This window comes from Streptomyces sp. Root431 (assembly GCF_001426585.1).
In the GTDB taxonomy this organism is placed as follows: domain Bacteria; phylum Actinomycetota; class Actinomycetes; order Streptomycetales; family Streptomycetaceae; genus Streptomyces; species Streptomyces stackebrandtii.
In genome coordinates this window covers 240,989-261,985 of record NZ_LMEI01000009.1, presented here as the reverse complement: position 1 = coordinate 261,985, position 20,997 = coordinate 240,989, and the positions used below count along the sequence as shown (strand labels likewise).

Annotated in this window: 20 protein-coding genes; 10 read left to right on the top strand and 10 right to left on the bottom strand. The window is 73.8% G+C overall.

The window, feature by feature from the left end:
- Positions 1–2 precede the first annotated feature (2 nt).
- The 4 genes from ASC82_RS14735 (at position 3) to ASC82_RS14725 (ending at position 4,084) form a co-directional block, all read left to right on the top strand.
- On the top strand, positions 3–1,451 hold the full coding sequence (locus ASC82_RS14735; RefSeq protein ID WP_056647185.1) for an amino acid permease: 1,449 nt from the start codon (positions 3–5) through the stop codon (positions 1,449–1,451).
- Positions 1,452–1,526: 75 nt separating this feature from the next.
- Positions 1,527–1,901 carry a hypothetical protein gene (locus tag ASC82_RS14730; protein ID WP_242427657.1) on the top strand — a complete coding sequence of 125 codons (375 nt, stop codon included), beginning with the start codon at positions 1,527–1,529 and terminating at the stop codon, positions 1,899–1,901.
- 59 nt (positions 1,902–1,960) lie between these two features.
- A complete protein-coding gene (locus tag ASC82_RS30375; protein ID WP_157863466.1) occupies positions 1,961–2,113 on the top strand; it encodes a hypothetical protein in 153 nt (50 codons plus the stop codon).
- A 156-nt stretch (positions 2,114–2,269) separates the two neighbouring features.
- A complete protein-coding gene (locus tag ASC82_RS14725) occupies positions 2,270–4,084 on the top strand; it encodes an alpha/beta-hydrolase family protein (protein WP_056647180.1) in 1,815 nt (604 codons plus the stop codon).
- A gap of 128 nt (positions 4,085–4,212) precedes the next feature.
- Here ASC82_RS14725 and ASC82_RS14720 read toward each other — a convergent pair whose 3' ends face one another.
- Positions 4,213–5,418, bottom strand: a complete 1,206-nt coding sequence (locus ASC82_RS14720; RefSeq protein WP_056647178.1) for a low temperature requirement protein A — start codon at positions 5,416–5,418, stop codon at positions 4,213–4,215.
- 261 nt (positions 5,419–5,679) lie between these two features.
- Here ASC82_RS14720 and ASC82_RS14715 point away from each other — a divergent pair, with 261 nt between their 5' ends.
- On the top strand, positions 5,680–6,102 hold the full coding sequence (locus ASC82_RS14715) for a hypothetical protein (RefSeq protein ID WP_056647176.1): 423 nt from the start codon (positions 5,680–5,682) through the stop codon (positions 6,100–6,102).
- Here the strand turns inward: ASC82_RS14715 and ASC82_RS14710 are convergent.
- Entirely contained in the window at positions 6,092–6,910 is an 819-nt protein-coding gene (locus ASC82_RS14710) for a helix-turn-helix transcriptional regulator (RefSeq protein ID WP_024761575.1), read from the bottom strand. The two genes, ASC82_RS14715 and ASC82_RS14710, sit on opposite strands and share 11 nt — an antisense overlap.
- Before the next feature lie 90 nt (positions 6,911–7,000).
- Here ASC82_RS14710 and ASC82_RS14705 point away from each other — a divergent pair, with 90 nt between their 5' ends.
- Both ASC82_RS14705 and ASC82_RS14700 read left to right on the top strand, forming a co-directional pair.
- A complete protein-coding gene (locus ASC82_RS14705) occupies positions 7,001–7,306 on the top strand; it encodes a 4a-hydroxytetrahydrobiopterin dehydratase (RefSeq protein WP_056647174.1) in 306 nt (101 codons plus the stop codon).
- A gap of 51 nt (positions 7,307–7,357) precedes the next feature.
- Positions 7,358–8,092 (top strand): class I SAM-dependent methyltransferase, encoded by a 735-nt coding sequence (locus ASC82_RS14700; RefSeq protein WP_056648555.1) that lies wholly within the window; start codon positions 7,358–7,360, stop codon positions 8,090–8,092.
- On the opposite strand, the gene ASC82_RS14695 is transcribed toward ASC82_RS14700, so the two are convergent.
- Positions 8,079–8,639, bottom strand: coding sequence for a hypothetical protein (locus ASC82_RS14695; RefSeq protein ID WP_242427656.1), 561 nt, complete (start codon positions 8,637–8,639; stop codon positions 8,079–8,081). The two genes, ASC82_RS14700 and ASC82_RS14695, sit on opposite strands and share 14 nt — an antisense overlap.
- A 50-nt stretch (positions 8,640–8,689) precedes the next feature.
- Here ASC82_RS14695 and ASC82_RS14690 point away from each other — a divergent pair, with 50 nt between their 5' ends.
- A complete protein-coding gene (locus ASC82_RS14690; protein ID WP_056647171.1) occupies positions 8,690–9,640 on the top strand; it encodes a YafY family protein in 951 nt (316 codons plus the stop codon).
- Between the two features lie 102 nt (positions 9,641–9,742).
- Here the strand turns inward: ASC82_RS14690 and ASC82_RS14685 are convergent, their stop codons facing one another.
- A complete protein-coding gene (locus tag ASC82_RS14685; RefSeq protein WP_056647168.1) occupies positions 9,743–10,606 on the bottom strand; it encodes an NmrA family transcriptional regulator in 864 nt (287 codons plus the stop codon).
- 106 nt (positions 10,607–10,712) lie between these two features.
- Between ASC82_RS14685 and ASC82_RS14680 the strand changes: the two genes are divergently transcribed.
- Both ASC82_RS14680 and ASC82_RS14675 read left to right on the top strand, forming a co-directional pair.
- Positions 10,713–11,645 carry an AraC family transcriptional regulator gene (locus tag ASC82_RS14680; protein WP_056647165.1) on the top strand — a complete coding sequence of 311 codons (933 nt, stop codon included), beginning with the start codon at positions 10,713–10,715 and terminating at the stop codon, positions 11,643–11,645.
- Between the two features lie 179 nt (positions 11,646–11,824).
- Positions 11,825–12,751 carry a class I SAM-dependent methyltransferase gene (locus tag ASC82_RS14675; protein WP_056647162.1) on the top strand — a complete coding sequence of 309 codons (927 nt, stop codon included), beginning with the start codon at positions 11,825–11,827 and terminating at the stop codon, positions 12,749–12,751.
- Positions 12,752–12,769: 18 nt separating this feature from the next.
- Here the strand turns inward: ASC82_RS14675 and ASC82_RS14670 are convergent, their stop codons facing one another.
- The 6 genes from ASC82_RS14670 to ASC82_RS14645 all read right to left on the bottom strand — a co-directional run bounded on the left by ASC82_RS14670 (position 12,770) and on the right by ASC82_RS14645 (position 20,932).
- Positions 12,770–13,237 (bottom strand): RICIN domain-containing protein, encoded by a 468-nt coding sequence (locus ASC82_RS14670; protein ID WP_079039267.1) that lies wholly within the window; start codon positions 13,235–13,237, stop codon positions 12,770–12,772.
- Positions 13,238–13,312: 75 nt separating this feature from the next.
- Positions 13,313–14,107, bottom strand: coding sequence for an aldo/keto reductase (locus ASC82_RS14665; RefSeq protein ID WP_056648552.1), 795 nt, complete (start codon positions 14,105–14,107; stop codon positions 13,313–13,315).
- Positions 14,108–14,207: 100 nt separating this feature from the next.
- On the bottom strand, positions 14,208–14,966 hold the full coding sequence (locus ASC82_RS14660) for an ABC transporter ATP-binding protein (protein ID WP_056647159.1): 759 nt from the start codon (positions 14,964–14,966) through the stop codon (positions 14,208–14,210).
- On the bottom strand, positions 14,963–17,689 hold the full coding sequence (locus ASC82_RS14655; RefSeq protein WP_056647155.1) for an ATP-binding cassette domain-containing protein: 2,727 nt from the start codon (positions 17,687–17,689) through the stop codon (positions 14,963–14,965). Before ASC82_RS14655 ends, ASC82_RS14660 begins: the two co-directional genes overlap by 4 nt.
- 12 nt (positions 17,690–17,701) lie before the next feature.
- Positions 17,702–18,970, bottom strand: coding sequence for an ABC transporter substrate-binding protein (locus tag ASC82_RS14650; protein ID WP_056647152.1), 1,269 nt, complete (start codon positions 18,968–18,970; stop codon positions 17,702–17,704).
- Positions 18,971–19,102: 132 nt separating this feature from the next.
- On the bottom strand, positions 19,103–20,932 hold the full coding sequence (locus ASC82_RS14645) for an AMP-dependent synthetase/ligase (protein WP_056647149.1): 1,830 nt from the start codon (positions 20,930–20,932) through the stop codon (positions 19,103–19,105).
- Between the last annotated feature and the right edge of the window lie 65 nt (positions 20,933–20,997).

Here is a 20,997-nt window from a genome sequence, read left to right as displayed (position 1 = left end):
CCATGAGCACGGCCACAACTCCACAGACCGGACGCGACACCGCTCCCGCCGGACGCGATACCGCTCCCATCGGACCCGACACGGCTCCCGCCGGACCCGGCTCCGCTCCCGCGAGCCGGCACGCCCGGCGCTTCGGACTCCCCGTCGCGACCGCCCTCGTCATGGGCAACATCATCGGCGGCGGCATCTTCCTGCTGCCCGCCTCCGTCGCCCCCTACGGCACGATCAGCCTCGTCGCCTTCGGCGTCCTCACCCTCGGCGCGATCGCCCTCGCCCTCGTCTTCGGCCGCCTCGCCCGCCGCCTCCCGATGACCGGCGGACCCTACGTGTACGCCCGCGAGGCCTTCGGCGACTTCGCCGGATTCCTGGCGGCCTGGTCGTACTGGATCACCACCTGGGTCTCCAACGCGGCCCTCGCCGTCGCCGCCGTCGGCTACCTCGACGTCCTGATCCCCGTCCACGAGTCGAAGGCCGCCACCATCGCCGCCGCGCTCGTCCTCCAGTGGCTCCCGGCCCTCGCCAACCTCGCCGGCACCCGGTACGTCGGCGCCGTGCAGCTCGTGGCGACCGTCCTCAAGTTCGTGCCGCTGCTGCTCGTCGCCGTCGGCGGCCTGTTCTTCTTCGACAGCGCCAACCTCGGGCCCTTCCAGGCGAGCGAGGGCAGCGCCCTCGGCGCGGTCTCCGCCTCCGCCGCGATCCTGCTCTTCAGCTACCTCGGCGTCGAGTCCGCCGCCGTCAGCGCGGGCGAGGTCCGCGACCCCCGGCGCAACGTCGGCCGCGCCACCATCCTCGGCACGCTCGGCGCCGCCGCGATCTACCTCCTCGGCACGCTCTCCGTCTTCGGCACCGTCCCCCACGACCGGCTCGTCGACTCCTCCGCCCCCTTCTCGGACGCGGTGAACGTCATGTTCGGCGGCTCCTGGGGCGGAACCGCCATCGCCTGCATGGCGCTCGTCTCCATGGTCGGCGCGCTCAACGGCTGGACGCTGCTCAGCGCCCAGACCCCGTACGCGGCCGCCCGCGACGGACTCTTCCCGAAGGTCTTCGCCCACAAGCGGCGCGGCGTCCCGACGGTCGGCGTCGGCGTGACCGTCGTCCTCGCCTCCCTGCTCACCGTCTACAACTACACGGCCGGCACACAGGGCGTCTTCGAGATCCTCGTCCTCGTCACCACCTTCACCGCCACCGTCCCGTACCTCCTGTCCACCGCCGCGCAGCTCTACTTCCTGATCTCCGGGCAGGCCGACCGCGTCCACCGCTCCCGCCTCGTCCGCGACGCCGTCCTCGCCCTCGCCGCCTTCGGCTTCTCCCTCTGGCTCGTCGCCGGCTCCGGCTACGCCGCCGTCTACCAGGGCGTCCTCTTCCTCTTCGCCGGCGTGCTCGTCTACGCGTGGATGTCGGCCCGCAAGCAGCGCGCGGCCGGTGCGGTGAATCCGGGGCCCGAGGCGTAGGCCGCCCGGGCGGATCTCGGCTCCGGAGCGTCCCGCACCCGCCCCGGCGGGGCAGTACGCATCTCCGTGAGCCCCGTGCCCGAGCCGACCGCGGAACCCGCCATCCCGGCGGGCCGCCGGACGCGCCCCGCGCCGCGCGCACACCGGTGGGTCGCGCTCCTCCTGATCCTCACCGCCCTCTTCGGCGCGGGCACGGCCAACGCCCTCCCCGGCGGCGCCGAGCTCCGCGCCGCTGCCGCCGCCCCGGCCTCCGACACGGGCGGCGAGACGGTCGACCCGGCCGCCGCCGAGGCGGGACTCCCCGGCCGCGCCAGGCGGCACCGCACGCGCGTCCGGCCCGCCCCGGCGCGCCGCCGCCGTACCGCCCGACGGCGCTCCCGTACCACCGGCCCCGCTCCCGTACCCGCCCCGCGCGGCGGCGCGCCCCGGCGCGAGGTGATGCGCTGCTGAGAGGTCCGCACCTCCCGGCAGCACGCCCCCACATCACCCCCCCCACGAGGAGTTCAGCCATGCCCGTCGACCCGTACGCCGTCCTCCAGGCCCTCCTGCGCGCCGAGGCCTCCCGTGCCCAGCGCACCGACCGCCGCTCCGCCGAGCCCGCCGAACCGACACCCGCCCCGGTGACCGAGCCGCCCGTCCCCCGGGAGGACACCGCCCGCTGACGGCACGGACCCGACCACGGACCCGACCACGGGCCCGACCACGGGTGCGACGCGGACCCGGCCACGGGCCCCGGCACGGACCCGACCACGGGCCTGACGCGGACCCGGCGGAGAAAAGATTTGCGGACCGGTGTACGGACGTACGAGGCTGATCCGATGACCTCGACCGACCGGAAAACCAGCCCCGATCGGTCCGCCGGACCCGCGTCCGGCCCGGGCCCCGGCACCGGCGCGACCACCGGCGCCGGAGCCGCCGCCCGGCTCCTCGACTTCGCGCGGCGCCCCTACTGGGACCGCCCGGACCCCGCGTACCGCATCCGCCGCTGGCCCGACCTCACCGCGCTCTGCTTAGCCACCGTCTTCTTCTGGTCGAGCCTCACGCCCTCGCTCGTGCCCCGCCCCTGGTTCCTCCAGGGGATCGTCGGCGGCATCACCGCCGCCATCGGCTACGCCCTCGGCTCCACACTCGCCTGGCTCTTCCGCGTCCTCGTGCGCCGGCGCCCCGGCGAGCGGGTCCGCACCCGCTGCTGGCAGGCGTACTGGCTGCTCAGCCCGGTCCTCGCCGTCTGGCTCATCTCCGAGAGCGCCCGGATGCAGCGTCAGCTCCGGGTCCTCCAGGGCCTCCCGCCCACCCTCACCTGGCACACGCCGATGATCGCGCTGATCGCCCTCGGCCTTCTCCTCGCCGCGCTCCTCGTGGCCCGCTCCGTACGCCTCGGGGCCGTCACCCTGATCCGCTTCCTCGGCAGGCTCCTGCCGCGGCCCGTGGCCTTCGCCGTCGGCGCGGCCCTCTCCGCCCTGGTCGTCCTCGTCGGAGTCCGCGACGTCGTCTTCGACCGGGGCGTCGTCGACATCGCCGACCGCATCGCCGAGGCCACCAACGGGGGCACCAAGGACGGCATCCGGCGCCCCGCGTCCCGCCATGTCTCCGGCGGCCCCGGCTCCCTCATCCCCTGGCAGGACCTCGGCTACCAGGGCCGCAACTTCACCGGTTCCACGCCCACCCGCTCCGCCCTCACCGCCTGGACCGGCCGGGCCGCCCGCGACCCGGTCCGCGTCTACATACCCTCCGCGCTGCCCGCCGCCTTCGCGGACGAGCTTCCCCTGGCAGCCCAGGCCGGCCTCGCCGTCCGCGAACTCGAACGGACCGGTGCCTTCGACCGGGCCGTCCTCGCCGTCGCCGGGACCACCGGCACCGGCTGGATCGACCCGAACGTCGCCGAGGCCCTGGAGTACATGTACGGCGGCGACACCGCGATCGTCGCCGTCCAGTACTCGTACCTCCCGAGCTGGGTCTCCTTCCTCGTCGACAAGGAGAAGGCCGGACAGGCCACCCGGGCCCTCCTCGACGCCGTCCGCGCCCGCCTCTACACCCTCCCCGCCGACCGGCGGCCGAAGCTCGTCGTCACCGGCGAGAGCCTCGGCGCCTACGCCGTCGAAGCCTCCTTCGGCACCGCCGACGCGCTCCTCGCCGGCACCGACGGAGCCCTCCTGATGGGCGCCCCGCACTTCTCCCCGATCTCCCGGGAGATCCGCCGCGACCGCGACCCCGGCAGCCCCGTCTGGCGCCCCGAGTACCGCGGCGGCGCCCACATCCGCTTCGCCCAGTTCCCCGGTACCGACCTCGAACGCCCCGCCGCCACCTGGGAACGGCCGCGCGCCGTCTACCTCCAGAACGCCTCCGACCCCGTCGTCTGGTGGTCGCCCGAACTGCTCCTCGACCGCCCCGAGTGGCTCGACGAACCGCTCGGCCCCGACGTCACCCCCGAAATCAGCTGGTTCCCCTTCGTCGCCTTCTGGCAGACCTCCGTGGACATGACCGTTTCCTACGGCGTCGACGCCCCGCACGGCCACCGGTACGGAGCCGGCGCCGTCGACGGCTGGGCGGCCGTCCTGCCGCCGCCCCACTGGACCGCCGCCGACACGAACCGCCTGCGCGTCTTCATCCGCCACCGCAAGGCGGCCTACTGAGCGGAACGGCCCCGCGAGCGGGGTCACCCGCTGTCAGGCCGGCACCGTGAACGCGTGTGTCGTCAGCTTCCGTTCGAGCCGGACCTTGAACGACATGACCGGGCGGGTCCTGACCGGCAGACCCCCTCCTACGCCTCCGCCGCCGTGAGCGCCTCCGGACTCCGCCGGCCGTGCAGCGTGACGAGCACCGTCGTCGTGGTGGCGAGGACCGCGAGCGCCGGCAGGGCCGGGACGAGGCCGACGAGCGGGCCCGCGCCGAGGCAGCACACCCCGCCGACGGCGAGGGCGGTCGGGCGCCGGCCCGTCGTGCGCAGCACGATCGCGGCGGCGCCGAGCAGGTAGACGCCGACGCCCCCGGTCAGGGACCAGGCGACGACCCCGTGCAGCGGCTCGGCGAGGCCGTAGTGGCCGGTGTCGGCGACCTGTTGGAGGACCTTCTTCATGCCGAGCGCGCAGAGCACGACGCCCGCGACCAGCGGCAGGTGGAGAAAGGTGTACACGTCCCGGGCGAAGCGGGTGCGGTCGTCGCCGTCGAGCCCGGCGAGCCCGTGCTCGGCGGCCTCGCCCAACTGCCGGAAGTACAGCCGCCACAGCCCGGCCGCGAGCAGCAGCCCGGCCGCCGAGGCGCCGAGGACGGCGAAGGTGAGCGGGAAGTCGGCCACCCCGACGCCCATCGCCACGATGGACTCGCCGAGCGCGATGATCACGATCAGGCCGTGGCGCTCGGCGAAGTGCCCGGGGGAGTTGACCCGCCAGCCGGAGGAGCCGGTGACGTAGATGCCGCCGTAGTCGACGGCCACCGCGCCGAGCCACAGCAGGAGTTGGACCCTGCCGCTGTACGCGCTGCCGATCAGCAGCAGGACGAGCGGCGGCAGCACGGACACCAGCGCCGTGCGGCGCAGGGTGGCGCGCAGCCCGGGATCCCCGGGGCTGGAGACCCAGTACGAGGCCAGGTGTAGGACGCGCACGGCGCCGTAACAGAGGACGAACACCAGCGGCGCCGACAGCCCGCCGCGCGCGTTCGCGAAGACGTCCGGCACGGCGAGCGACACGATCAGGACGACGGCCATGACGGTGACGAGGACGGCGAACACGCCACCGGAGTCGGCCCGTACGACGTTCCCCAGCCACGCGAAGCAGCACCAGCACCACCAGAGCAGCGCGAGCACGACCATCCCGCCGACCACCCGCACCGGTGCGGGATGCGCCGCCATCAGCGCGGTGACCTGCGTGATCGCGTACACGAACACCAGGTCGAAGAAGAGCTCCGCGGGCGTCACCTTGTGGTCGTCCGCGGTGGCCACCATGCGGGCCCGTTCCCTGTTCCATGCCATGTGTGTCTCCCCCTCCGGGGGACCGGTCCCGGCCACCCCGGCGCGAAGACTACTCACGCCGGGGGCGGGGCGACACGGCCGTCCGGAGTCCGGCCCGACCCCGGGAACCGCCAGGGCACCACCCCGGCATTACTTCGCAGGTAATCGACCCCTACCGGGCGGCGCGGCATGCTCATGAACACCGGAACCCGGGCGGCGCACTCCGCTCGGGCTCCGGACCCACCACCAGCCCGAACGTCCCCCAATGGAGGGTGATCCGCCATGTCCCAGGCCCTGCTCACCGGCCTCGCCCGCACCAGCCGACCGCAGTCCGCGATCCGTCGGTTCCTCGCCCTCGACGCCGTCGTCACCGGGGCCAACGGACTCGCCTACCTCACCGCCTCCGGCCCCCTCGGCGAGCTCCTCGGCATCGACGCGGCCCTCCTGCTCGAACTCGGCGTCTTCCTCACCGCGTACGCCGCGGGCGTCGCCTGGCTCGCGAGCCGCCCGCAGCCCCCGGCCCTCGGCGTGAAGCTCGTCATCGACCTCAACGCCCTCTGGGCCGTCCTGAGCGTCGTCGCCCTCTTCGCCTGGCTGGAGCCGACCACCGCCGGTCTCCTGTGGACGCCGATGCAGGCGGCCACCGTCGCGGGCTTCGCCCTGCTCCAGTGGACCGCCCTGCGCGCCGTCGCGGCTACTCGCTGACCGCCGCAGCCAGGGACTGGAGGTACGCGACCGTCTCCGCGTCGGCCGGGAGCAGCGTCTCGATGGCCAGCTCGGCGACGGTCACGTCCATCGGCGTGTTGAACGTCGAGATCGACGACACGAACGACAGGATCCGCCCGTCGTGCTCGATCCGCATCGGCAGCGCGATGTACGGATACGGCTCCGCGTCCGGCGCGCTCTCCTCCTCCGCGCCCGGCGGCAGCGGATACGCCGCCACCTCCTCGTACAGCTCGCGCAGCGCCTCCGACCGGGCCAGGGCGATCTGCCGCTCCATCTGGGCCAGCAGATGCCCCCGCCACTCCCGCAGGTTCCGGATCCGCGGCGCGAGGCCCTCCGGGTGGAGCGTGAGCCGCATCGCGTTCAGCGGCGGGGCCAGCAGATGCTCCGGCAGCCCGTCGAGGAGCAGCCCGATGCCCTGGTTGGCCGCCACCACCGTGTACGAGCCGTCCACCACGAACGCCGGATACGGCTCGTATCCCCGCAGCAGCCGCTCGATGCCCTCCCGCAGCACCTCCAGGTGCGGGGCGCCGAGCGGCGACTCCGTGTACCGGGGGGCGTACCCGGCGGCGAGCAGCAGCGCGTTCCGCTCGCGGACGGGCACGTCCAGGTGCTCGGCGAGCCGGAGGATCATCTCCTCGCTCGGCCGGGAACGGCCCGTCTCCACGAACGAGATGTGCCGCGCCGAGGAGTCGGCGCGCAGCGCGAGCTCCAGCTGACTCAGCCGCCGCCGCTCACGCCAACCGCGCAGCAGCGGCCCTACCCCCGTGTCGCTCACGACAGTTGTCATGGCCAGACGGTATCCCAGAGGGGGACCCGGGTAGCTTCCCCGGGGGACCCTGTCCGTCACCGCGCACCACCGACCGGAGGGAGCATCATCGTGCCCACACAGCCGCTGTCGCAGAAGGAGATCGAGGACCGTCTGCGGGAGCTCCCCGGGTGGTCCGTCGAAGGCGACCGTCTCTCCCGCACCTACCGGCTCGGCGACCACTTCGCCGCGACCGCCCTCGTCGTGCACGTGGCCCAGATCCAGCAGGAGCTCGACCACCACTCCGACCTGACCCTCGGCTACAACACCGTGGCCCTGTCCGTGAACACCCACTCCGCCGGCGGGACCGTCACCGAGAAGGACTTCGAGCTCGCGGAGCGCGTCGAGACGATCGCCCCCGGTCACGGCGCCAACTGACCCGCTGTTCCCGCGTTTTCCCTCCGTATGATCATCGGCATGGCGGACACCGTGCTGGACTACGAGGCCGAGGCGGCGCACTACGACCGGACCCGTGGCGGCGTGCCCCGCGCCGAGGCGGCGGCCGGCGCGGTGCTCCGGCTCGTGCCGCCCACCGCCCGCACCCTGCTCGACCTGGCCTGCGGCACCGGCCTCGTCACCGAACGGCTCGCCAGGCCGGGGCTGCGCGTGTACGGGGCCGACGCCGCCCACGCGATGCTGCGGACGGCCGCCGGGCGCCTGCCCGGACGGACCGTCCGCGCCGACGCCCGGCGGCTGCCGCTGCCCGACGCCTCCCTGGACGCCGTATCCGCCGTCTGGCTGCTGCACCTCGTCCCCTTCGCGCCGGAGATCGTCGCCGAGGCGGCCCGCGTCCTGCGCCCCGGCGGCGTCCTGATCGTCACCGTCGACAAGGACGCGGCCCACGACGTCGGCAGCGACATCGACGAGATCCTCCGCCCCCACCGCAAGGCCGCATCCGCCGCCGACCGCGCGGACCTGATCACCCGTCACGCCGCCGACCACGGTCTCGACCCCGCCCCCGGCGCCCACTTCACGGGCCACGGCCAGGGCAACACCCCACGCGACACCGTGCGGAAGCTGCGCAGCGGCTACTTCGCCTCCTGGTTCGACGGCGACGAGGCGTCCGTCGACGCGCTCGCCGCCGCCCTCACGGCCCTCCCGGACCAGGATCGCCCCCGTGACGACCCCCGATACCGGCTGGCCCGCTTCGTCAGGCGCGGCTGAGTACAGCCGCAGCGTCGGCCGCTGAACCCCTTCGACGGGGAGTCGCCTCCGTCGCCTCCGTCGCCCCCGTCGTACCGGAGCGGAGAGGATCCCCCAGGTACCCCGCCAGATCGGGCACCTCCGGGACCAGCATGTGCCGGACCCACGCGTCGCGTTCGTGGACGAGCGGCGCCAGCTCCCACACGCAGCCGATCCACGAGCGCTCGCGCTCCGTGCCGGTCACGGGGACGAAGCGGGTCGGGTCGGTGTCGGGGCAGTCCAGGGCCGGCTGGCCCGCCGCCGCACCGCCGAAGTGGAGCACGTTGTCCCACACCCAGCTGTAGACGTTGAGGTACGCCCCGGTGTCACCGCCCCGGTGCAGCACCACGAAACCCGCCGCAGGCGTGCCGTCCGGCTCCGGAAGGAGCTCGGGCAGCAGGGCGTACGCCGCCTCGGCCACCTCCGGTTCGACACCGGCGGGATCGGCGGTGACGTGGTAGCGCTTGAGGTGCCGGCCGCCGATCTCGACCGGCTCCAGGACGAACAGATTCTTCTCCGCGAAAGCCATGGCTGGACTGTACGAACGCTTCACTGACATCTTGTGTCAGTGAAGTCGGAATGAAAGCGGGCAGGCTCCTCTCGATCCTCCTGCTCCTCCAGACCCGGGGCCGGATGACCGCCGCCGCCCTCGCCGAGGAGCTGGAGGTCTCCGTCCGCACGGTCTACCGGGACGTCGAGTCCCTGCACTCCGCCGGCATCCCCCTCTACGGGGACGCCGGACACCGCGGCGGCTACCAGCTGCTCTCCGGGTACCGCTCCCGGCTCACCGACCTGTACGCCCGCGAGGCCGAGGCCCTCGTCCTCGCCGGGCTTCCGGTCGCCGCCGACGAACTCGGCCTCGGCGGGCACTTCGCCGACGCCCAGCTGAAGCTGCGCGCCTCCCTCCCCGCCCCGCTGCGTGAGCACGTCGACCGGCTGCGGGGCCGCTTCCACATCGACGCGCCCGGTTGGTACGCGGAGGACACCGAGGCGCCGTTCCTCCCCCCGGTCGCCGACGCCGTCCGCACCGGGCGGGTGCTCGCCGTCCGCTACCGGCGCTGGAAGGAACCGACCGACGTCGACCGGCGCCTGGAGCCGTACGGCCTCGTGCTCAAGGCCGGCCGCTGGTACCTGGTCGCCGGGCCCGGGCCGCGCACCTACCGCGTCGACCAGATCCTCGACCTCACCGTCACCGACGAGGAGGCCGTCGTCCCGGAAGGGTTCGACCTCGCCGCCCACTGGCGGGCGAGCCAGGCCGACTTCCACGCCCGGCTCCACCAGGGCGAGGCGCTCGTCCGGATCTCCCCGCGCGGCGCCGCCCGGCTGACGGGGGCCGCCGCCGGGGCCCTCGCCGCGACGGGAGTCCCGGAGCCCGACGGCTGGACCCGCGCGACCCTCCCCGTCGAATCGCCCGAGCACGCCCACGACATGCTCCTCGCCCTGGGCACGGAGGTCGAGGTCCTCGCCCCCGAAGACCTCCGGGAGCGCGTCGCCGCGACCGTACGGACGCTGGCGGAGCGGTACGGCTGAGGGGGAGGAACCGATTCCACGGAGAGGCGCCGGTTCAGGCGCCCGCGTGGCCTCACACGTACTCCGGTTCACGCGCCCGCGTGGCCTCACGCGTACTCCGGTTCACGCGCCCGCGTCGCCCCACGTCGCGGCGGCGAACGCGGCGAACGAGCGCGGCTCGCGGCCCAGGAGCCGCTTCACCCCGTCCGTCGCCCAGCCGTTGTGGCCGTCGAGGAGCGTCGCGAACAGGGCCGCGAGCCACTCGGCCTCCGGCGCCGGGAGCCCGAACCCCGTGAGGAGCCCGGCGTACTCCGCCTCCGGCATCGCCTCGTAGACCACCGGGCGGCCCGAGGCGCGGGAGATCTCGGCCGCCACCTCCGCGAACGACACCGGCGCAGGTCCCGTCACCTCGTGCACCCGCCCCGCGTGCCCCTCCGCCGTCAGCGTCTCCACTACGACGTCCGCCAGGTCGTCCGCGTCGATGAACGGCTCGACCGTCTCACCCGCGGGGAAGACCAGTGTCCCCTCCGCGACGCCCTCCGCGAGCAGCCCCTCGGAGAAGTTCTGCGCGAAGAACGAAGCCCGTACGACGGTCAGTCCGACCCCGTCGGCCGCCGCCCGCAGCGCCTCCTCCGCCACGACCGCCTCGGGCTCCCCGCGCCCCGACAGCAGCGTCAGGTGCCGCACCCCGCTCTCGGCGGCGAGCCGGCCGAAGGTGCTCATCGCCTCGGCCGCGCCGGGGGCCGCGAGGTCCGGGTAGTAGGCCACGTACGCAGCGTCCGCGCCCCGGAGCGCCGGGGCCCAGGTCTCCGGCGCCTCCCAGTCGAAGGGGGTCGTGCCGGTACGGGACCCGGCGCGGACCGTCACCCCGTGCGCCGCGAGCCGCTCGGCCACGCGCCGCCCGGTCTTGCCGGAGGCGCTCGTCACGAGGATCGTCCCGGTGCTGCGGGCCTGGTCGTTCTGCGTGTTCTGCGTGTTCGTCGTCATGGCTCAAGACTCCCGCCCAGAGCCCCGCCCGCCCATGCTCCGCAGTCTCACCCACCTACGCCTCCGTCTCACGAGCCCGGACACCCGCCACGTACGCTTGCCGACCATGGACGCACTCGCCGGACTCCTCGACGGGCCCCGCGCCAAGGGCGCCTTCCTGCTCCGCATGATCATGGAGCCGCCGTGGTCCGTACGGATCGAGGACGGCGCGCCCCTCTGCCTCATGTGCGTCACCGAGGGCGAGGCCTGGCTCGTCCCCGACACCGGTGAACCCGTCCTCCTGCGGCCCGGGGACATCGCCATCGCCCGCGGCCCGGAGCCGTACACCGTCGCGGACGCCCCCGACGCACCGCCCCGCGCCCGCATCGGCCCCGACGGCCGCTGCACCACCCTCAGCGGGGAGCCGCTCGCGCAGACCATGCGCCTGGGTGTCCGGACCTGGGGCAACGCCCCGGACGGCAGCAGCACGGTCCTCGTCGGCACCTACCGGATGGACGGCGAGGTCGGCCGACGGCTGCTCGACGCCCTGCCGGCCCTGATCCACATGCCCGCCGACGTGTGGAACTGCCCCCTGATGCCCTTCCTCGACGAGGAGATCGCCCGCGACGAACCCGGCCAGACCGTCGTGCTCGACCGGGTCCTCGACCTGCTGCTCATCGCCGTCGTCCGCGCCTGGTTCTCGCGGCCCGGAGCCGAGGCGCCCGCCTGGTACAGGGCCATGGGCGACCCGGTGGTCGGCCGGGCGCTCCGGCTGCTCCAGAACGATCCCGCCCACCCGTGGACCGTCGCCTCGCTGGCCGCCAAGTCGGGCGTCTCCCGGGCCGCGCTCGCCCGCCGCTTCGCCGAGCTGGTGGGGGAGACGCCGATGGCGTACCTCACGGGCTGGCGGATCGCGCTCGCCGCCGATCTGCTGCGCGAGACGGACGCCACCGTCGAGGCGGTCGCCCGGCAGGTCGGCTACAGCGGCGCGTTCGCCCTGAGCGCCGCCTTCAAGCGGGTACGCGGCGTCAGCCCGCAGGAACACCGGGCCCGGAGCTGAGCCCGCCCGGACCGAGCTGAGCCTCCCGCGCCCGCAGCTGAGCCGCCCGGACCGAGCTGAGCCGCCCGTACGGCGAAGTGGCTTCGGCCTCCTTTGCCGGTCCTGCAAACAAGCCCAAGATCTTTGCCGTACCGGCAACATTTCTGGCGCTTCCCGTCGCCCCGCCGCACCCTGGGACCATGAGTCAGCACCCCGCATCCCACCACGGCCACGACCACCAGGACCACGGTCACGGTCACGGCCACGGCCACCACCACGACAGCACCCACCTGGACTGGAACCAGCTCGGTCCGCTCCTGGAGCGGCAGGCCGAGATCGCGAGCTCCGCCTACGCCGAGGCCGCCGCCTGGCTCGGCACCCTCGCCCCGGTCTACGGCGTCCGGCGCGTCCTCGACATCGGCAGCGGCCCCGGCGTCGTCACGAGCCTGCTCGCGGAGGCCTTCCCGGCCGCCGAGACCGTCGCCGTCGACGGCAGCCCCGAACTCCTCGTACGGGCCCGCGACCGCGCCGAGTCCCGCGGCCTCGGCGCCCGGGTCTCCACGCTGCACGCCGAACTCCCCGAGGCCATCGGGACGCTCGGCGAGGCCGACCTCGTCTGGGCGGGCAACTCCCTGCACCACATCGGCGACCAGCGGGCCGCGCTCGCCGAGTTCGCCGGAATCCTGCGCCCCGGCGGCCTGATCGCGATCGCCGAGGGCGGCCTGCCCACCCGTCACCTGCCCTGGCACATCGGCATCGGCCGACCGGGCCTCGAAGCCCGCCTCGACGCCGCCAACGCCGACTGGTTCGGCGAGATGCGCGCCGCGACGCCCGGCTCCGTCGACGAGCCGGACGACTGGCGGGCGCTCCTCACCGCCGCCGGCCTCACCCCCGCCGGCACCCGCACCTTCCTCACGGACCTTCCCGCGCCCGTCTCCCCGGCCGCCCGCGAGCTGGCCGTCTCGCACTTCCAGCGGCTGCGCGAGGGCTTCGGCGACCGCATCGACCCGGACGACCGCAAGACGCTCGACCGGCTCCTCGACCCGGCCGACGAGAGGTCCCTGCACCACCGCACGGACCTCTTCCACCTCACGGCCCGCACCGTCCACACCGCCCGCAAGGGCTGACGGCCCGGGCCGCACAGGTCAGGACACCGGCTCCAACCGCCACCACTGGGACGGGGAGTCGGTGTCCTCCCACTGCCGGACGGACGCGCCGGCCTCCCGCGAGCCGTCCGCGACCTCCAGGAAGAGACCGCTGACGAAGCTCACGAGCGCCACCGTGCCCGGCGCCTGGAGGTCCTGCTCGATGATCCACTCCTGGGCGCCGAAGTTGTTCGGCTTCCACTGCTGGATCAGCGCGCCGTTCTCCGTCGACGCGTTCATGACGTCGAGCCGCTTCCCGCTGGCCGCGTTGACCAGGTGGTAGAGCCCACCGCCGTTCGGCACGGGTGCGATGTGCCAGTGCTGCCCGGGGGTCCCGGTCTCGGCGCCCTGCTGCACCTTGGCACCGCTGCGGGCCGATCCCTCGAAGATCTCCATCAGCAGCCCGCTCGCCCTGTTCCGTACCCGGTAGAGGCCCTCCTCGACCGGCCCCGGAGCACCACCGCTCACGCCGTCTTCCCCTCGCTCACCTTGTGACCCCTCACCCTGCGACCCTCACCCCGTGATCCCTCACCCTGCGACGCCTCAGGCGCCGACGTGGAACTCCGCCGGGTCCGGCCCGATGCGGCGGTTCTCGTCGAGGGCGGCGATCGCCGCCAGGTCCTCCGGGTCGAGCGTGAAGTCGAAGACGTCGATGTTCTCGCGGATGCGCGAGGGGGTCACCGACTTCGGGATCACCACGTTCCCCAGCTGGAGGTGCCAGCGCAGCACCACCTGGGCCGGAGTCCGCTCGTGCTTCCGCGCGATCGCCACGATCGCCGGGACCTCCAGGAGCCCCTTGCCCTGACCGAGCGGCGACCACGCCTCCGTCGCGATGCCGTGCCGTGCGTGCGCCTCGCGCGAGGCGGTCTGCTGGAGCTGCGGGTGAAGCTCGATCTGGTTGACGGCCGGGACGACCGACGTCTCGCCGATCAGCCGCTCCAGGTGCTCGGGCAGGAAGTTCGAGACGCCGATGGCCCGCGCCCGTCCGTCCGCGTGGATCTTCTCGAACGCCCGGTACGTGTCGACGTACGCGTCCTTCTCCGGCAGCGGCCAGTGGATCAGGTACAGGTCGACGTGGTCGAGGCCCAGCTTCTCGAGGGAGGCGTCGAAGGCGCGCATCGTCGCGTCGTAACCCTGCTCGCTGTTCCACAGCTTGGTGGTGACGAACAGCTCCTCGCGCGGGATCCCCGAGGCGGCGACGGCCTGCCCGGTGCCCCGCTCGTTCTGGTAGATCGCGGCGGTGTCGATGGACCGGTAGCCGGCCTCCAGGGCGGTGGACACGGCCGTCGCGGCCTCGTCGTCCGGCACCTGCCACACGCCGAAGCCCAGCTGCGGCATCGGCACGCCGTTGTTCAGGGTGAGGGAGGGGACCTTGTTGTCCGTGCTCACGTGCGCTCGGTCCTAACGTCGTCGGGGGATATTCCCCCGTACAACGATCTCAGCCGCCCCCGAATTCCGCCGCGCCCGGAGACGTGCCGAGATACGCCTCCCGCACGGCCGGATCGGCCCGGACCTCGTCCGCCGTCCCCTCGGCGAGGACGCGCCCGAGGTCCAGGACCACGACGCGCGAGCACAGCTCCATCACGAAGGGCACGTTGTGCTCGACGAGCAGCACCGCGCACTGCTTCTCCTCCGCCATGTGGCGGACGACGGCGGCGAGTCGGCGGCGCTCCTCGGCGGTCGTCCCGGAGGCGGGTTCGTCGAGGAGGAGCACGCGCGGCGGGTCGGCGAGGGCCCGGGCGAGCTCGACCATGCGGGCCTGCCCGACCGGCAGCGCGCCGGCGTACGCGTCCGTGAGCGCGTCGAGCCCGCACTCGCGGAGCACGGCGGCGGCCCGCTCATGGTGGCGGCGCGCACCGGGCCCGAGCCCGCCCCTCCAGTCCTGGGCCACCATCAGGTTGTCGGCCACCGTCAGTTGCCCGAAGAGCTGCTGGCGCTGGAAGGTCCGGCGGATGCCGTGGCGGGCCCGCCACGCGGGGGAGCGGCGGGTGATGTCCTCGCCCGCGAACGCGACGCTCCCGCCGTCGGGCCGCCGGATCCCGGACAGGACGTCGAACAGGGTGGTCTTGCCGGCGCCGTTCGGCCCGATGAGGCCGCAGACCTCGCCGGGGCGTACGGAGACGGTCACGTCCCGCAGGGCGTGGACGCCGCCGAAGCGGACGCCGACGCCGGCGGCGTGGAGCAGGGCGCTCGTCATCGGCGGACTCCCGTCCCCAGGTAGGCCTCGGCGAGCCGGTCCCTGTCCACCTCGGACCGCGGCCCGGACCAGGCGATCCCGCCCTGCGAGAGGTACGCGACGGTGTCGGCGATCCCGAGGACCTCGGCCGCCTTCTCCTCGACGAGGAGCAGCGCCGTGCCGCTGTCCCGCAGCTCGGCGAGGAGGCGGAAGACCTCGTCCACGACGCGGGGCGCGAGCCCCAGGGAGGGTTCGTCGGCGACGAGGACGGCGGGTGGGCGCTGGAGGAGCGGGGCGAGCGCCAGGAGCTGCTGTTCGCCGCCGGACAGGGAGCCGGCGGCGACGGTGCGGCGGGCGGCGAGCGCGGGGAAACGCGCGTACACGGCGTCGCGGTCCTCGGACGCGGGCAACTGGAGGGCCAGGTTCTCCTCGATCGAGAGCCCGGCGAAGATCCCCCGCCCCTCGGGCGCGAGCCGTACCCCGCGCCGGGCCCGCCGGACGGTGTCGTCCCGCCCGGCGTCCCGGCCCAATACGCGTACGGTCCCGGCGGACGGGCGGAGCAGCCCGGCGGCCACCCGGCACAGGGTCGACTTCCCGGCCCCGTTGGGCCCGAGGAGCACGAGCACCTCCCCGCCACGGACCTCCAGGTCGACCCCGTGCACCACGGCCGCGCCGCCGTACCCGGCGCGCACGCCGTGCAGGGCGAGCGCGGGCGGGGGCGCGTGCGCCTCGGAGCCGGCCGCCTGCGCCCGCCCCTGCGCGGGTACGGGCACCGGCGCGTCCTCGCGTACGACCTGCGTCGTCGGTGCTGTTGCCGTCCCTGCCGTCCCTGTCGTCCGCGCAGCCCGTGCCGCTCGCCGCGACGGCAGCGCCGCGCAGTAGCCGTCCGGGTCGTTCGCGAGGGCCAGACCCGCCAGGCCGAACAGGATCACCGGCAGGTGCGCGGACTCTGTCACGTAGGTCGCCATCAGATGAGGGACGACCGCGAAGACCAGCCCCGCCACGACCGCGAACTGCGGGCGCCGCACCCCCGCCGCGACCACGACGGCCAGCCACACCAGACCCGTCATCGCCGTGAAGTCCGTCGCCGTGATCCGCGTGTTGTAGGAGGCGTACAGCACGCCCCCGAAGCCCGCGAGGCCCGCCGACACCGTGAAGACCAGGAGCTTCGTGCGGACGACCGACACCCCCGAGGCGGCGGCGGCCTCCGGCGCCGAGCGGACCGCGAGCACGGCCCGGCCCCACCGGGAGCCGCGCAGCCAGGTCAGCAGCCACACGACCACCGCGGACAGCACCACCAGCGCGACCCCGAGCGCCCGGTCGTCGCCGAGGTCCAGCGGGCCTAGGATCGGGCGCGGGATCTCCCACCCCGTGTCCCCGTTGCGCAGCCACCCCACCTGGAACAGCACCTGGTCCGCGAGGAACGCGAGGGCCAGGGTGGCGAGCGCCAGCGACCGGCCGCCGAGCCGCAGCGCGGGCAGTGCGACCACCGCCCCGAGGAGCGCCGCCGCGGCCGTGCCGACCGCCGCCGCGGCCACGAACGGCCAGCCGTGGCTCATCAGCAGCCCCGCCACCAGCGCCGCTCCCGTCACGAACGTCGCCTGGGCGAGCGACACCATCGCACCGAGGCCCGTGACCACCGTGAACGACATGAGGACGAGCCCGAGCGCGAGGCCCTGCGCGAGGATCCCGGACCAGAAGGGCGTGGTGACCGTGTAGAAGGCGGTGGCGAGGAGCGCGCCCGCGGCGGCCCACGCGCCCCACCTGCGGCCCGGCCCCTTCCCCGCGAGGTAGTCGACCGGCGGTGGATCCGCGGCCGCCGTACCCGCCGCACGGCGGCGCTGCGCGAGGACGACGAGGCCGCCGAAGAGGATCAGGAACGGGACCGCCGTACGGAAGCCGGTGATGTCCTCGGCGAACGACGCGTACCCCGCCACCAGGTTCTGCAGCACCCCGAGTCCGAGCCCGCCCGCGAACGCGAGCGGCACCGAGAGGAAGCGCCCGAGCACCGCCGCGGTCGCGGAGACGAACAGGAAGAGCGTGTAGTCGTGCGCGGAGAGGCCGAGGAGCGGGGTCGCGAGGACCCCGGCGAGGCCCGCGAGCCCCGACGACAGCATCCAGGCGATCGAGGACAGCCGGTCCGCGCTGATGCCCCGCAGCTCCGTCAGCGAGCGGTTGTCGACGGCCGCCCGCAGCCGCAGCCCGAGCCGGGTGTGCCGCATCAGGACCCAGAGCCCGGCGGCGACGAGCGCCGTCGCGAGCCAGGTGATCAGCTGGTCGGAGTCGATGCCGACGCCGTCGAGGGGCTGCCAGGACACGGCGGGGCTCGGGCCGACGCCGGGGAGCCCGAACTGGTTCTCGGCGGGCTGGACCGGGGCGCCGGCCCGCTCCAGGAGCTCGACCACCCACAACCCCGCCGCGGGCAGGGCGACAAGGAGCCCGATCGTGGCCACGATCTGGGCCGTCTCGCCGACCCGGGCCAGCTTGCGGAACATCAGCCGGTCCAGGCCCCAGCCGAGCCCGGGCGCGACGACGCACACGAGCAGGAGCGCCGTCGGCACGGCGGGCCAGCCGAAGCCGGAGTGGAGTTCGTAGAAGGCGAGCGCGCAGAGGTAGGCGGTGGCGCCGTGCGCGAAGTTGAAGAGTCCGGAGGCGGAGTACGACAGCACGAGTCCGGTCGCGAGCAGCGCGTACAGCGCACCGGAGACAAGACCGCTCAGCACGAAACCCAGCAGGTCACCCACGGCGAGGTGTCCTCACCCGAAGGGGATCGGCGGGTAGCACTTGAACGGCACGGCCACCTCGTAGCGCCCGTTCTTCAGCCGGACGAGCGCCCCGCAGCCGAAGCTCTCCTTCTGCCCCTTGGGCTCGGCGCGGTCGCCGACGAGGGTGCCGGTGTCGGAGAAGCCGGCCGCCGCCTGCTGGAAGGACTCGACGGTCAGGTCCTTGCCCGCCTTCGCGGCGATGGACAGGAAGAGGTCGGCCGACATGTACCCCGTCATCATGTGCATGTTGAGCGGCACGTCCTTCCCGCCGGCCGCCTTCTTGATGTCCGCCTTGAACCGGGCCATCGCGGGACTCTCCGACTCGAACGGCTGGAACTGCAGCAGCACGTGCACCCCGTCGAGCGCCTGCCGCGTCGCGTCCTTCGCGAGCAGCCCGGGGTCGTAGTCGGTCGGGTCGGAGATGACGCCCTTGTAGCCGGACCGCTTGAGCGCGGTGAACAGGCCGATGTTGTACGGGGTCTGCATCACGGAGACGACGGCGTCGGGCGCCCTGCCGCCCGGGCCCGAGCGGAGGATCTCCTTGGTGTACGCCGACCAGTCGCTGGGCAGGGAGGTCGCGGGCACCGCGGCCTTGGCGTACGCGAGCTGGAATCCGGCCGCCTTGAAGCCCTGCGTGAAGGTGCGGATGCCGAACTTGCCCGCGTCGTTGTCGCCGGCGATCAGCGCGACCGACTTGCCCCGTGCGCCGCCGAGGACGGTGGCGAGCCCCTCGGGCCAGGTCTGGTTGAGGGTGCCGCCGGGGGTCGGGACGAGGCAGCCGTTGAAGCCGTAGAGGTGCTTGGGGCCGCAGAAGGAGGGGAGCGTGCCCCAGCCGACGGTGGGCACCTTCTGGCGGTCGAGGAAGTCGGCTCCGGCGAAGGTGACCGAGCTCATGGGCGAGACGGCGAAGACCTTGTCCTGCTGGACGAGCTTGCGGGCCGCCGCCAGGTTCCTCGCGGGGTCCTGACCGTCGTCCTCGGCGCCCAGGTAGTCGATCCTGCGCCCGTTCACCCCGCCCTCGGCGTTGGCCCGGTCGTAGCGCGCCTTGGCGCCGAGATCGGTGTCCTTCTTGGAGTAGCCGCTCGCGGTGGTCATGGAGACGATGCCGCCGACCTTGATCGTGTCGGCGGTGACTCCGCGTGCGGAGCCGCCGGGGGAGCCGGGCTCGTCCGACGTCCCACCGGTCGAGGCCGAGTTGCAGGCCGTGGCGAGGAGCAGGGCCGCCGCTGCGGCGGCGAGGGTGCGGATCGGTCGCGGCACGTCGGTCGTCCCTCCGTCGGGTGACCGCATTCTGTGACCGTGCTGATGAACCGTCAATAACTGACGCAACGTCAATTGATGGTCCGTCAGAAACCCTGCCTGTCGCCCGCTTCACGGGCGACGGCCTGCCGGTCACCCGTACAGCGCCTCGACCTCCGCCGAGTACGCCCGCTCGATCGCCTTCCGCTTCAGCTTCAGCGAAGGGGTCAGCAGCCCGTGCTCCTCGCTGAACGGATGCGCCAGGATCCGGAACGTACGGATCGACTCCGCCTGCGAGACCAGTGTGTTGGCCGCCACCACGCCCCGCCGGATCTCCGTCTCCAGGGACGGATCGCGCACCAGCTCGGCCGGCGAGAGGGGCGCCCGTCCCTGCATCGCGAGCCAGTGCTCCACCGCCTCCTGATCGATCGTCACCAGGGCGGCGATGTACGGCCGGTCGTTGCCGACGACGATGCACTGGGCGATCAGCGGATGCGCCCGCACCCGCTCCTCCAGCCCCGAAGGAGCGACGCTCTTGCCGCCCGAGGTCACCAGGATCTCCTTCTTCCGCCCGGTGATCGTCAGATAGCCGTCCTCGTCGAGCGAGCCCAGGTCGCCGGTGGCGAGCCAGCCGTCGTTGAGGACGGCGGAGGTCGACTGCGGATCGTTGAGGTAACCCGAGAAGACCTGCCCCCCGTGCAGCCACACCTCGCCGTCCTCCGCGATGTGCACCGTCGTCCCGGGGACCGGCTGTCCCACCGTGCCGTACCGGGTCCGCTCCGGCGGATTCGCGGTGGCGGCGGCGGAGGACTCCGTGAGCCCGTACCCCTCGAAGACCGTGATCCCGGCGCCCGCGAAGAACAGGCCCTGCCGGCGGTCCATCGCCGAACCGCCCGACATCGCGTGCCGCATCCGCCCGCCCAGGGCGGCGCGGATCTTCCCGTACACCGTCTTCTCGAAGAACTGGTGCTGCACCCGCAGCGCGGCCGACGGTCCCGGGCCCGTGCCGAACGCCTTCTGCTCCAGCGCCTCCGCGTACGCGACCGCCACCTCCACGGCCTTGTCGAAGGGCCCCGCCCGCCCCTCGCTCTCCGCCTTGCGCCGGGCCGCGTGGAAGACCTTCTCGAAGACGTACGGCACGGCGAGCACGAAGCTCGGCCGGAACGCCGCCAGGTCCGGCAGCAGCTCCCCGGCCGCCATCACGGGCTGGTGGCCGAGCTTCACCCCGGCCCGGACCGCCGCGACCTCCACCATCCGCCCGAAGACGTGCGCCAGCGGCAGGAACAGCAGGGTCGACGCCTGCTCCCCGGGCCGGGACCGGAAGACCGGGTCCCAGCGGCCCGTCAGCATGTCCGACTCGAACATGAAGTTGGAGTGGGTGATCACGCAGCCCTTGGGGCGGCCGGTCGTCCCCGAGGTGTAGATGACCGTGGCCACCGACTCGGGCGTCACCGCCCGCCGGTGCCGCTGCACCACGTCCTCGTCGATCTCCGCACCCGCCGCCGTCAGCTCGGCCACGGCCCCCGCGCCGGAGTCCAGCTGCCACAGGCGCTGGAGCCGGGGGAGCCGGTCGATGACCGAACCGATCGTCATCGCGTGGTCCTCGTGCTCCACCACGCACGCCGTGACCTCGGCGTCGTGCAACATCCAGAAGACCTGCTCGGCCGAGGACGTCGGATAGATCGGCACGGGCTGCGCGCCCAGCGTCCACAGGGCGAAGTCGAAGAGCGTCCACTCGTAGCGCGTACGGGACATGATCGCGACCCGGTCGCCGAACCGCACGCCCTGCGCGATCAGCCCCTTGGCGAGCGCGAGGACCTCGTCCCGGAAGCGCGCGGCCGTCACGTCCCGCCACACCCCGTCCCGGCCCTTGCGGCCGAACGCGACCCGCTCCGGATCGGCGAGGGCGTGCTCGAACACGGCGTCCGCCAGACCGCCGACCTGAGGCGCCGCCGCGACGGGCGGCACGGTGAACTCGCGCACTGGCCTGCTCCTCCCTCGTCGGCTCGTCGGCTCGATGGCTGAAAGGGACCGCTGTCGCGCTCCGT